The 12,564-nt window shown below is 55.2% G+C and carries 13 protein-coding genes; 8 read left to right on the top strand and 5 right to left on the bottom strand.

The window, feature by feature from the left end; translation table 11 throughout:
• Positions 1 to 44 precede the first annotated feature (44 nt).
• The 5 genes from gutM to srlA form a co-directional block, all read right to left on the bottom strand.
• Entirely contained in the window at positions 45 to 404 is a 360-nt protein-coding gene (gene gutM, locus ACRCWW_RS16105) for a transcriptional regulator GutM (protein WP_438683295.1), read from the bottom strand.
• An 80-nt stretch (positions 405 to 484) separates the two neighbouring features.
• Positions 485 to 1,264: a sorbitol-6-phosphate dehydrogenase gene (srlD, locus tag ACRCWW_RS16100; protein WP_438683294.1), complete on the bottom strand. Its 780-nt coding sequence runs from the start codon at positions 1,262 to 1,264 to the stop codon at positions 485 to 487.
• A 15-nt stretch (positions 1,265 to 1,279) separates the two neighbouring features.
• Positions 1,280 to 1,642, bottom strand: coding sequence for a PTS glucitol/sorbitol transporter subunit IIA (gene srlB, locus ACRCWW_RS16095; RefSeq protein ID WP_438683293.1), 363 nt, complete (start codon positions 1,640 to 1,642; stop codon positions 1,280 to 1,282).
• A gap of 10 nt (positions 1,643 to 1,652) precedes the next feature.
• Positions 1,653 to 2,624, bottom strand: a complete 972-nt coding sequence (gene srlE / locus ACRCWW_RS16090; protein WP_438683292.1) for a PTS glucitol/sorbitol transporter subunit IIB — start codon at positions 2,622 to 2,624, stop codon at positions 1,653 to 1,655.
• Complete coding sequence (srlA, locus tag ACRCWW_RS16085) at positions 2,621 to 3,184, bottom strand: PTS glucitol/sorbitol transporter subunit IIC (RefSeq protein ID WP_438683291.1); 564 nt, start codon at positions 3,182 to 3,184, stop codon at positions 2,621 to 2,623. Before srlA ends, srlE begins: the two co-directional genes overlap by 4 nt.
• A 257-nt stretch (positions 3,185 to 3,441) precedes the next feature.
• Between srlA and mltB the strand changes: the two genes are divergently transcribed.
• The 8 genes from mltB to alaS all read left to right on the top strand — a co-directional run bounded on the left by mltB (position 3,442) and on the right by alaS (position 12,282).
• Entirely contained in the window at positions 3,442 to 4,521 is a 1,080-nt protein-coding gene (gene mltB / locus ACRCWW_RS16080; protein WP_438683290.1) for a lytic murein transglycosylase B, read from the top strand.
• A gap of 235 nt (positions 4,522 to 4,756) precedes the next feature.
• A complete protein-coding gene (locus tag ACRCWW_RS16075) occupies positions 4,757 to 5,434 on the top strand; it encodes a metal ABC transporter ATP-binding protein (protein ID WP_438683289.1) in 678 nt (225 codons plus the stop codon).
• Complete coding sequence (locus ACRCWW_RS16070; protein ID WP_438683288.1) at positions 5,431 to 6,291, top strand: metal ABC transporter permease; 861 nt, start codon at positions 5,431 to 5,433, stop codon at positions 6,289 to 6,291. The genes ACRCWW_RS16075 and ACRCWW_RS16070 overlap by 4 nt, the downstream gene beginning before the upstream one ends.
• Before the next feature lie 14 nt (positions 6,292 to 6,305).
• The gene (locus tag ACRCWW_RS16065) at positions 6,306 to 7,184 is read left to right on the top strand and encodes a metal ABC transporter substrate-binding protein (RefSeq protein ID WP_438683324.1); all 879 of its coding nucleotides are present in this window, start codon (positions 6,306 to 6,308) and stop codon (positions 7,182 to 7,184) included.
• A 134-nt stretch (positions 7,185 to 7,318) separates the two neighbouring features.
• Complete coding sequence (pncC, locus tag ACRCWW_RS16060) at positions 7,319 to 7,816, top strand: nicotinamide-nucleotide amidase (protein ID WP_438683323.1); 498 nt, start codon at positions 7,319 to 7,321, stop codon at positions 7,814 to 7,816.
• Between the two features lie 73 nt (positions 7,817 to 7,889).
• The gene (gene recA, locus ACRCWW_RS16055) at positions 7,890 to 8,948 is read left to right on the top strand and encodes a recombinase RecA (RefSeq protein ID WP_438683287.1); all 1,059 of its coding nucleotides are present in this window, start codon (positions 7,890 to 7,892) and stop codon (positions 8,946 to 8,948) included.
• A 72-nt stretch (positions 8,949 to 9,020) separates the two neighbouring features.
• Positions 9,021 to 9,521: a recombination regulator RecX gene (gene recX / locus ACRCWW_RS16050; RefSeq protein ID WP_438683286.1), complete on the top strand. Its 501-nt coding sequence runs from the start codon at positions 9,021 to 9,023 to the stop codon at positions 9,519 to 9,521.
• A gap of 133 nt (positions 9,522 to 9,654) precedes the next feature.
• The gene (gene alaS / locus ACRCWW_RS16045) at positions 9,655 to 12,282 is read left to right on the top strand and encodes an alanine--tRNA ligase (protein ID WP_438683285.1); all 2,628 of its coding nucleotides are present in this window, start codon (positions 9,655 to 9,657) and stop codon (positions 12,280 to 12,282) included.
• Positions 12,283 to 12,564 lie beyond the last annotated feature (282 nt).

The raw sequence follows: 12,564 nt of genomic DNA, 5'->3' as shown, positions 1-12,564 counted from the left end.
TTGCGAAATGATAATTTCGCAAGCTTAGAGCGTTTACAACGAAATTATCTATGTTTCAATTTAAGCGCTAATGATAGAGCATTCTGACAGCTCTGATCATGGGGAAAGATCACATCAGGCTCGATTTGCTGCCATGGCTGCCCTTTTAGTGCGGCAATTTTTTGGGTTCGGGCGAAAACCGTTAAGCCTCGCATGATCAGCGAATCGGAAATTATCCCCTGTTGATCCACGGCGACGGCGATGACCACTCTTGGCTTAAAGCGCCCGCCAGAACGGCCCACGCCGATGGCACCAAGCTGTGCGAGCTTGTCGAAAGCCTGATTGAACTGATGAATCTGCCAGCCGCCGAGTGCCAGTTGGCAAATCCAGGCGATGGCGGCAACGGTGATAAGCGCGGTGACCATAAATTTCTCCTGTCGTTTTAACCGTTCGCATTGCCCGGCGGCGGGCCTACAAAATCTGGCCCTGCCGCCGGGAAACACAATCAGAACATCACCTGTCCACCGGTCACATTAATAGACTGCCCGGTGCAATAAGAGGCTTTGTCACTGGCATAGAACAGCAGCGTGTTGAGGACATCCTGATAGTCACAGCCGCGTTTAAGCGGCACTTTGTCGATGTAATACTGCTCCACCTCTTCCGGCTTGATGCCGAGCTTGGTGGCATATTGCGGAAGCAGAGACTGGAACATCGGCGATTTCAGCAGGTTGCCGAGCATCAGCGCGTGAACGGTTATTCCGTATTCTGCTAAATCGAGCGCCAGAGATTGCGTCAGGCCCACGCCGCCGAATTTCGCTGCGCTGTAGCCGGAGTTGTGCTTGCTGCCCACTTTGCCGGATTTCGAGTTGATCTGAATGATGCGTCCCTGAATGCCGTCGCGGATCATCAGGCGGGAAAACTCACGAGCGCAGAGGAAATACCCCACCAGATTCACCTGCAACGCGCGGTCAAAATCACCCAGCGCGACGTCGCTAATAAAGCCTGCTTTGGCAATTCCGGCACTGTAGACCAGCAAATCAATGCGGTTAAAAATCTCGTCCACGCCGTGCGCCAGTGCCATCACGCTTTGCTCGCTGGTGGCATCGGCGCCAAACCCGTAGGCCACGCCTTCACCAAACTCCTGGTTAATGGCGCTGGCAACCCGGGCTGCTTTTTCGCTTTGAATATCGACCACCGCAACGCGATAGCCTTCTGCGGCCAGCCCACGGCAAAGGAACTCCCCTAAGGTTTGTCCTCCACCAATGACAACGGCAACCTGATTCATACTTCTCTCCTTAAATTATGCAACGAATGTGAGTGTGCAGCCGGTGGCAAGCGCCTGTGGCACGGGGCCATCTACGTGGACGGTGCCCGGGTATTCCGCTTCATGCTGTCCATCGAAGCGCAGCGTAATGTGGCCCAGCTCGCGCAGATTCTGCTCAGCGACGTCGCCGACGGCGGTGACGGGATAATGTTTGTCGCCCAGCTGTAACTCGCCGCCTGGCAGCAGGGCACCGGTGAGCGTGCCGTGACAGTGAATGAAGCAATATTCTTCAATGTCGGCCGGAGCGCCTTCGCGAAAGGTGATGAGCATGCTGTCGCCCAGCGCCTCGCTGGCGCTTTGGCCAATGCGGGTGATAGTGGTCTGATAAATGACGGACATGGGTCACTCCTTATTGATAGATAAAGCCAGAGACAAACCAGGCGATCAGCACCGTTGGCGCACCGGTGAGAAAACGGCCGACCAGCACGGAAGGCACGCCAACGCGAACGGTGTCCTGTTTGGCTTCGGCTAGCGAAAGCCCAACGGGAATAAAGTCGCAGGCAGCCTGGGCGTTAATCGCAAAGAGAGCGGGCAGGGCGAGGTGAGGGGGAATATGCCCGAGCCCGATTTGTACCCCAATCAGCACGCCGATAACCTGAGCAATCACCGCGCCAGGGCCGAGGAAAGGTGAAAGCAGCGGGAAGGAACAAATGAGTGCCAGCGTCACCAGCCCGAGCGGGTGGCTGGCGAGCGGAGCCAGACCGTGTGCAATCCAGTCGCCAAGGCCTGACGCCATGATGATGCCGATCAGCGCCGAGACGAACGCCATAAAAGGCAGGATTGTCTTCAGCACGGTGTCGATGGTGTCGCGGCCGGACTGGAATAACACGGCAACCGCAGACCCCATTCCCATGCCCACTTTCGCCAGCAATCCGTCGCTTTGTTCCGTGATTTTTTTGCTGGTGTCGTACTCACGCGGCGCGGTGCTGGCACGAGAGTTTTGCGGCGTAGCGGAGCTTTCAATCAGCTGAATGTTTTCCACTTTCACGCCGGAGACATAAATATCCTCCACGATGTACTGCGCCATCGGCCCGGATTTTCCGGTCGAATGAATGTTGATGGTAGGAATGCGTCGTTTGGGATAGAGACCGCAGCGCAGCGTGCCGCCGCAGTCGATAACCGCCACGCCAATTTCAGCCTCTGCGGGCTCGCCTTCCTTAAAGCCGTCTACTGCCTGCCAGCCGGTGAGTTCCACCAGTCTGTCGACGATGGCCGGACGGGTGCCTGCGGTGATGTAGACGATTTTTTTCCCTTCGATAACCTCCAGCTCCAGTGGGCCACCCCAGCCGCTGGTGCCTTTTTCAATACGGATGCGGCTCATGCTGTTGCTCCTGAAAGGCGAACGGTTTGGTCAAGCTGGATCCCCATTTTTCGCTCGAAAATGGCGGTAGTCAGATCGGTGACCCAGCCGCGGAAGAAGTTGGTGACCAGACCGACCAGCAGATAGCTCACGGCCAGCGGGCCCAGCGGCAAGCCCAGCGTGGTTAAGCCACTGGCAATGCCGAGATACACGAACAATTCGCCCGGGTTGATGTGCGGAAACAGGCCGTTCATGGAGTGACAGCTGTATGAGGCTGCGGCGTAATAGCTGGGTTTGTAGCGCTCCGGCATAAAGCGCCCAAGGCTCAACGTCATCGGATTACAAAACACAAAAGTCCCGATGAAGGGCAAAACCAGATAACGAGAAACGGGGTTGCCCGCGCAGCGTTGAGCAAATCTTTCAATGCGGGCAGGGCCGATAAAGTTGATCAGCGCATTCATGATAACCAGCAGGCTGATCAGCAGCGGCAGGATCCCGGTCACCATCCCGGTAAACACTTCCCCGCCCTTCTGAAACAGCCCGATGAACCACTCGGCGCCATGGGTAATGGTTTCGATCATTGTTCTCTCCTGTGAGTGTTCTTGTGCAACTGGCTGCAATAATAATCACTTTGAAAGGTTTTGGTGTGTTAGTTAGATCTCAAAATGAAAGATAAAATAATCATTGTGAAAGATTGTGATGAAGTGGCGAGAGGAGAGCAGCGAGAGGTTGAGGCGTAAAAATGAAAGATTTGTTTTTAATGCAGGTAGCGCTTCCTTGCGGACTTCGGGATGCTTTACCATGATTGCCTTTGATGAAATGGCTAAATGGATGTCACATGTTGAAGCGTCGTTATCTGACCTTACTCCCACTCTGCGTGCTGGTTGCGGCCTGTAGCAGCAAACCGAAAACGGCACAAGCGCCTACGGCAACCCCCTCTTCCGGGGGCTTTTTGCTGGAGCCGCAACACAACGTCACGATGATGGGCGGCGACTTTGCGAATAACCCGGCGGCGGAGCAGTTTATTGATTCGATGGTCAGCAAACATGGCTTTGATCGTCAGCAGCTGCATGAAATTCTTTCGCAGGCGAAACGGCTGGATTACGTGCTGCGCCTGATGGACAGGCAGGCGCCGACCGCACAGGTGCCAACCGGGCCGAATGGCGCATGGTTGCGCTATCGCAAACAGTTCATCACCCCGGATAACGTGCAAAACGGCGTGGCTTTCTGGAATCAGTATCAGGATGCGCTGACTCGCGCGTGGCAGGTCTACGGCGTGCCGCCGGAAATCATCGTTGGCATTATTGGGGTGGAAACCCGCTGGGGTCGTGTGATGGGTAAAACCCGCATCCTCGACGCCCTGGCGACGCTTTCCTTCAACTATCCCCGCCGTGCGCAGTATTTCTCCGGCGAGCTGGAAACGTTCCTGCTGATGGCGCGAGACGAGCAGGACGATCCGCTGGATCTGAAAGGCTCTTTTGCGGGCGCAATGGGCTACGGTCAGTTCATGCCGTCTTCCTACAAGCAGTATGCGGTGGACTTCAACGGGGATGGGCACATCAACCTGTGGGATCCGGAAGACGCTATCGGCAGCGTGGCGAACTACTTCAAACAGCATGGCTGGGTGAAGGGCGACCAGGTTGCCGTGCCGGCAATGGGTCAGGCACCGGGTCTGGAGAACGGCTTCAAAACGAACTACAGCGTTTCGCAGCTTTCGGCGGCGGGCCTCTCTCCCACGCAATCTCTGGGCGATCACCAGCAGGCGAGTTTGCTGCGTCTGGACGTGGGTACCGGCTACGAATACTGGTACGGTTTGCCGAACTTCTACGCCATCACCCGTTACAACCACAGCACGCATTATGCGATGGCTGTCTGGCAGCTTGGTCAGGCCGTCGCTATGGCTCGCGCACAGCAGTAAAGCCTTTTTCCCCTCCTGCGGGAGGGGATATCCGAAACATTCCGATACATCCCCGCGTTACATCATCAATTTACAACGTCTCATTAACTTATTATTGTTATGTTATAACATATTTATTTGAGTCGATGACCATGTCGTTTTCCCTGTTTACGTCCTCCGGTTTGCTGCGCCTGGCCTTCGCCGTTGCGCTGCTGGCGTTGCTCTGGGCTGCCACTTATTGGGCGGTACTGTTGCCATGATTGAATTGGATCATCTTGTCGCGGGTTACGACCGCCTTGCCATCACCCCGGCGCTTTGTGGCGTTATCGAAGAGGGCTCGCTGACCGCGATTGTCGGCGTTAATGGCTGTGGGAAATCAACGCTGCTCAAAACCCTGGCCGGATTTATCCCGTCGGTAAGCGGAAGAATGCGCTGGCAGAAACAGCGTCCGGTGATTGGCTGGCTGGCACAACGGCATGCGCTGGAGTCTCAGTTTCCCGTCACGGTGAAGGATGTTGTGAGCCAGGGCGCGTGGCCGCGAGTGTCGCTGTTTCGTGGTCTGAGCGGCGAAATGCGTCGGCGTATTGCACAAGCGCTGGAGAGAGTAGGGCTGACAGCCCTCACTGAAATGCCCATTGAAGCGCTTTCAGGTGGCCAGTTTCAGCGCATGCTTTTTGCCCGTGTCCTGGTGCAGCAAGCGCCGCTCGTGATGCTGGATGAGCCATTCACCGGTATTGATGAGGCCACCAGTCAGCTGTTGATGGAGGTCATTCTCGACATGCATCGCACCGGGCAAACGGTGCTGGCGGTGTTGCATGACAACCTGCGCGTGGCCCGTCATTTCCCTGAAACGCTACTGCTTGAATCGCAACACGCGCTTTGGGGAGAAACAGCGTCAGTGCTTCCGGCCTTTGACCACGCGAGGCGAGCATGATCTGGCACACCTTTTTCCAGCCTTTTATCGAATTTGGTTTTATGCGCCGCGCACTGGTGGTGTGCCTGGCGCTGTCAGTCAGCACCACGATGCTCGGCGTATTCCTGCTGCTTCGTCGAATGAGCCTGATGGGCGATGCGCTTTCGCACGCGATATTGCCCGGCGTGGCGGTGGGGTACCTGTTGAGCGGTATGTCGCTGCTGGCGATGACGATTGGCGGGTTTATCGCCGGGATCGCCGTGGCGCTGATTGCCGGTTGGGTCAGCCGTCGCACGCCGCTGAAAGAAGATGCCAGTTTCGCTGGTTTTTACCTGGGATCGTTGGCGCTGGGGGTCACACTGGTGTCGCTCCGTGGCTCAAGCGTCGACCTGCTTCATTTGCTGTTTGGCTCCATTCTGGCTGTCGACAGCAACGCCGCACTGTTTGTGTCTGCGGTTGCCAGCCTTACGCTCATTGCAATGGCCTTGCTGTATCGCGGCTTTGTCAGTGAAGCATTCGACAGCGCCTGGCTGGAAGTTAACTCGCGCCGCTTGCCCTCGTTGCTGCACGGGGTGTTTCTGGCATTGTTGGTCATCAATCTCGTCGCCGGGTTTCAGGTCCTGGGTACGCTGATGGCCGTGGGCGTGATGATGCTCCCCGCGATCGCCGCGCGCTGCTGGGCGAGAACCTTACCTGTGATTTTGCTGCTTGCCGCAGTGAGCGGAGCCTTCTGTGCCTGGCTCGGATTGAGTTTGTCCTGGTCGGCAAACCTGCCGGCTGGCCCTGCGATTGTACTCACCGCCAGCCTGCTGTTTCTCATTTCACTGTTTTTTGGCACGCGTAGCCGGCTGGCTTTCAGTCTGCGAGCGCTTTTTTGATAAAGGGGATAATGATGAAAAGAACGGGGTTTATTTTAGCGCTGGCGCTAGGGGCGCTATCACCGGGCGTCATGGCAAAAACGCTCAATGTGGTCGCCAGTTTTTCGGTGCTCGGTGATATGGCGCAGCAAGTAGGGGGAGAACACGTGCATGTGGATACGCTTGTCGGCCCGGATGGTGATCCGCATACCTTTGAGCCTTCGCCACAAGACAGCGTGCTTTTAAGTAAAGCTGATGTGGTGGTGGTCAACGGGCTCGGTCTTGAAGGCTGGCTGGACAGGCTGGTGAAGGCTTCGGGCTTTAAAGGCGAGCTGGTTGTCGCTTCACAAGGGGTGAAGACGCATACGCTTGATGAAGACGGGAAAGTCGTTACCGATCCTCATGCCTGGAACAGTGCTGCCAACGGGGCGTTGTATGCACAAAACATTCTCGCCGGGCTGGTGAAAGCCGATCCGCAGGATGAAGCGGCCCTCAACGCCAGCGGACAGGCCTACATTGCGCAGCTCAGGCAAATTGATGGCTGGGCGAAGTCCCGGTTCAGCGCTATCCCGGAAGCTAAGCGTAAAGTCCTGACCAGCCATGACGCCTTTGGTTACTTCGGCCGTGCTTATGGCGTGAGTTTCATGGCGCCGCAAGGATTGTCTTCCGAAAGCGAAGCCAGCGCAGCGCAGGTCGGCCAACTGATTAATCAGATTAAGGCCGACGGTGTGCATACCTGGTTTATGGAAAACCAACTTGACCCACGCCTGGTGAAGCAGATTGCTTCTGCGACGGGCGCACAACCTGGCGGTGAGCTCTACCCGGAAGCGCTGTCAAAGCCGGGCGGGGTGGCTGACAGCTACGTCAAAATGCTGCGTCATAATGTCGAATCTCTTGCCAATAGCATGAAGTAATTCTGAGACACGCCCGGCTTTTGTCGGGCGCTGTCGATTTTCCTGAACCCACCTCGTAAAACCTTCACCGCGTCCCCATTTTGATGTTGAAAGTGCTACTCTGTGGCCCTCTTTTTCAGGCTTTGAGGATGACGATGAACGATCGTGAATTGATGACCCTGAGCGAACAGGTCGGGCTGGCGCTGAAGGCGCAGGGCGCAACTGTCACTACCGCAGAATCTTGCACCGGCGGCTGGATAGCCAAAGTCCTCACCGACATTTCAGGCAGTTCCGCCTGGTTTGAACGTGGCTTTGTGACCTACAGCAATGAAGCGAAATCGCAGATGATTGGCGTACGTGAAGAGACATTGCTTAACCACGGCGCCGTCAGCGAACCGGTGGTGGTGGAGATGGCGATTGGCGCTTTACGGGCCGCTCGCGCGACCTATGCGCTGTCCGTCAGCGGCATTGCTGGCCCGGATGGCGGCAGTGAAGAAAAGCCCGTCGGTACGGTCTGGTTTGGCCTGGCCTGTGCGAATGGACAAGGCTTTACCCGGCAAGAATGCTTCGCAGGAGACCGCGAGGCCGTGCGGCGTCAGGCTACGACTTATGCCTTACAACTGCTGTGGCAACAATTTCTACAAAACACTTGATACTGTATGACCATACAGTATAATTGCGACAACAAAACAGAATTTACGCGGTAACACCCGGACAGGAGTAATAATGGCTATCGACGAAAACAAACAGAAAGCGTTGGCGGCAGCACTGGGCCAGATCGAAAAACAATTCGGTAAAGGCTCCATCATGCGCCTGGGTGAAGACCGTTCCATGGATGTGGAAACCATCTCCACCGGTTCGCTCTCTCTGGATATCGCATTGGGTGCCGGCGGCCTGCCGATGGGTCGTATTGTTGAGATTTACGGGCCGGAATCTTCCGGTAAAACCACGCTGACGCTGCAAGTGGTTGCGGCGGCACAGCGCGAAGGTAAAACCTGTGCGTTTATCGATGCAGAACACGCGCTGGACCCAGTCTATGCCCGCAAACTGGGCGTCGATATCGACAACCTGCTGTGTTCCCAGCCGGACACCGGCGAACAAGCGCTGGAAATTTGTGACGCGCTGGCACGCTCTGGTGCGGTTGACGTCATCATCGTCGATTCCGTGGCGGCACTGACGCCGAAAGCGGAAATCGAAGGTGAAATCGGTGACTCTCACATGGGCCTCGCGGCACGTATGATGAGCCAGGCAATGCGTAAGCTGGCCGGTAACCTGAAGCAGTCCAATACCCTGCTTATCTTCATCAACCAGATCCGTATGAAAATTGGCGTGATGTTCGGTAACCCGGAAACCACCACCGGCGGTAACGCACTGAAATTCTACGCGTCTGTTCGTCTGGACATCCGTCGTATCGGCGCGGTGAAAGAGGGCGATAACGTCGTCGGTAGCGAAACCCGCGTGAAGGTTGTGAAGAACAAAATCGCCGCGCCGTTCAAACAGGCTGAATTCCAGATCCTCTACGGTGAAGGCATTAACTTCCTGGGCGAGCTGGTTGATCTCGGCGTGAAAGAGAAGCTGATCGAGAAAGCGGGCGCCTGGTACAGCTACAAAGGTGACAAAATTGGTCAGGGTAAAGCGAATGCTATCTCCTGGCTGAAAGAGAACCCGGCGGCCGCGAAAGAGATCGAGAAGCAAGTTCGTGAACTGCTGCTGAGCAATCAGGATGACAAACCTGCTTTTGTTCCTGACCAGGGCGACGTTGAAGAAACCAACGAAGACTTCTGATCATCATTGAATAATAAGAAGGGCTGCTGATGCGGCCCTTTTGTCATTTTACGGCTCAGGAAAAGGCGAGATATGTCTGAAAATTCACCTCGACGCTCAGCGTATTCACGGCTGCTGGACAGAGCGATTCGCATTCTTGCCATGCGCGATCACAGCGAGAAAGAACTGCGGCGTAAACTTGTCGCGCCGGTGCTGACGAAAAACGGGCCGGAACCGATTGATGCTCCACCGGAAGACGTTGAAAAAGTTGTTGCCTGGTGTCTGGAAAGCCACTATCTCGACGATGCTCGTTTTACCCGACAGTTTATTGCCAGTCGAAGCCGCAAAGGTTATGGCCCGGCGCGTATTCGTCAGGAACTGAATCAGAAAGGCATCAGCCGAAGCGATATTGATCAGGCGATGTTTGAGTGTGAAATTGACTGGTTGCAGCTTGCTCGTGAACAGGCCCAGCGTAAATACGGCGAACCTTTACCAACCGCTTTTGCTGAAAAAGTGAAAGTTCAGCGCTTTTTGCTCACCCGCGGCTATCTGATGGAGGATATACAGGGAATTTGGCGAAATTTTGCGGACTAAAGCACTCGGTATTTTACTTCCCTCCAAAGAAAACTTATCTTATTCCCACTTTATTTCTGCAAGGTTGCCTGATTGTGTAAAAACTGTTCAGATGCCGCCTGCTACAATCCGATAGCGTGATTCCAGGATAATTATGAGCAAGAGCACCGCTGAGATCCGTCAGGCGTTTCTCGACTTTTTCCATAGTAAAGGACATCAGGTAGTTGCCAGCAGCTCCCTGGTACCCAACAACGATCCAACTCTGCTGTTTACCAACGCCGGGATGAACCAGTTCAAGGACGTGTTCCTTGGTCTCGATAAACGTAATTATTCCCGCGCGACCACCTCGCAGCGCTGCGTGCGTGCCGGTGGTAAGCACAATGATCTGGAAAACGTCGGTTACACCGCGCGTCACCATACTTTCTTTGAAATGCTGGGTAACTTCAGCTTCGGCGATTACTTCAAACACGATGCGATTCAATACGCGTGGGAACTGCTGACCGGTGAAAACTGGTTCGCGCTGCCTAAAGAGCGCCTGTGGGTCACCGTGTATGAAACCGATGACGAAGCTTACGAAATCTGGGCTAACGAAGTGGGTGTTCCTCGCGAACGTATTATCCGCATCGGTGACAACAAAGGTGCCGCGTACGCTTCAGACAACTTCTGGCAGATGGGTGATACCGGTCCTTGCGGTCCTTGCACCGAAATCTTCTTCGATCACGGCGACCATATCTGGGGTGGCCCTCCAGGAAGCCCGGAAGAAGACGGCGATCGCTACATCGAAATCTGGAACATCGTGTTTATGCAGTTCAACCGTCAGGCCGACGGTACCATGGAGCCGCTGCCGAAGCCGTCTGTGGACACCGGCATGGGTCTGGAGCGAATCGCTGCCGTCCTGCAACACGTGAACTCCAACTATGAAATCGATCTGTTCCGCACCCTTATTCAGGCTGTGGCGCAAGAGACCGGTGCAACCGATCTCAGCAACAAATCGCTGCGCGTTATCGCTGACCACATTCGTTCTTGCGCATTCCTGATTGCAGATGGCGTTATTCCTTCCAACGAAAACCGTGGCTACGTGCTGCGCCGCATCATCCGTCGTGCTATTCGCCACGGAAACATGCTGGGTGCGAAAGAGAGCTTCTTCTGGAAACTGGTTGGCCCATTGGTAGAAGTCATGGGCTCTGCCGGTGAAGAACTGAAGCGTCAGCAAGCGCAGGTTGAGCAGGTTCTGAAAACTGAAGAAGAACAGTTTGCCCGCACGCTTGAGCGTGGTCTGGCGCTGCTGGACGAAGAACTGGCGAAGCTGAAAGGCGACACGCTGGATGGTGAAACGGCTTTCCGCCTGTATGACACCTATGGTTTCCCTGTTGACCTGACGGCGGACGTTTGCCGTGAGCGCAACCTCAAAGTCGATGAAGCTGGCTTTGAAGCCGCCATGGAAGAACAGCGCCGCCGTGCGCGCGAATCCAGCGGTTTTGGCGCGGACTACAATGCGATGATTCGCGTTGATAGCGCCTCTGAATTTAAAGGCTATGACCATCTGGAACTGAACGGCAAAGTCACTGCGCTGTTTGTCGATGGTAAAGCGGTAGAGAGCATTGCTGCGGGTCAGGATGCGGTTGTTGTTCTGGACCAGACTCCGTTCTACGCGGAATCCGGCGGCCAGGTTGGCGATAAAGGTGAACTGAAAGGCGCAGGTTTTGCTTTTGCTGTTCAGGACACCCAGAAATACGGCCAGGCTATTGGTCATCTCGGCAAGCTGAGCAGCGGTTCCCTGAAAGTGGGTGACGCAGTGCAGGCGGACGTTGATGAAGCGCGCCGTGCCCGTATTCTGCTGAACCATTCTGCCACACACCTGATGCATGCAGCACTTCGCCAGGTACTCGGTACGCATGTGGCGCAGAAAGGCTCTCTGGTAAACGACAAAGCGCTGCGCTTTGACTTCTCCCATTTCGAAGCCATGAAGCCGGAAGAAATTCGCGCAGTGGAAGATCTGGTCAATGCCCAGATTCGCCGCAACCTGCCGATTGAAACCAACATCATGGAACTCGAAGACGCGAAAGCAAAAGGCGCAATGGCGCTGTTCGGCGAGAAATACGACGAGCGTGTTCGCGTGCTGAGCATGGGCGATTTCTCCACTGAGCTTTGCGGCGGTACTCATGCCTCTCGCACCGGTGATATCGGCCTGTTCCGCATCACGTCTGAATCCGGTACAGCGGCAGGTGTTCGCCGTATCGAGGCGGTAACCGGTGAAGGCGCAATTGCCAGCCTGCATGCGCAGAGCGATGTGCTGAGTGATGTGGCACAGCTGCTGAAAGGCGACAGTCACAACCTGAGCGACAAAGTGCGTTCTGTGATGGAGCGTACTCGTCAGCTGGAAAAAGAGCTCCAGCAACTGAAAGAACAAGCTGCGGCGCAGGAGAGTGCAAACCTCTCCAGCAAAGCTGAAGAGATCAATGGCGTGAAACTGCTGGTGAGTGAACTGGCGGGTGTTGAGCCGAAGATGCTGCGTACTATGGTTGACGATCTGAAGAACCAGTTAGGTTCCACGATTGTGGTATTAGCCACAGTAGCAGACGATAAGGTTTCTCTGATTGCGGGCGTGTCTAAGGATGTCACAGATCGCGTGAAAGCAGGGGAGCTGGTTGGTATGGTCGCCCAGCAGGTGGGCGGTAAAGGGGGCGGTCGTCCTGATATGGCGCAAGCCGGCGGTACGGATGCAGCGGCTCTCCCGGCCGCACTGGCCAGCGTGAAAGGCTGGGTCAGCGCAAAACTGTAATAACTATAAACGCGGCAGACGCCAAAATCCCTGGATTCTGGCGTCTTGCAATAGCAAGACTGACAACGATAAAGTCAGGTTGAAATTGTGTAAATCGGCTAAACTTACGTTTAACAGAATGTAATGCCGTGACTGCTTACACGTTTACGTGTTTGTCATCGCTTACTTTTTGGCGTTATATGATGGATAATGCCGGGATACAAGAGACCCGACTCTTTTAATCTTTCAAGGAGCAAAGAATGCTGATTCTGACTCGTCGAGTTGGTGAGACCCTCATGATTG

This window comes from Scandinavium sp. (assembly GCF_051650185.1).
In the GTDB taxonomy this organism is placed as follows: Bacteria; Pseudomonadota; Gammaproteobacteria; order Enterobacterales; family Enterobacteriaceae; genus Scandinavium.
This window is presented reverse-complemented; position numbering and strand designations above follow the sequence as displayed.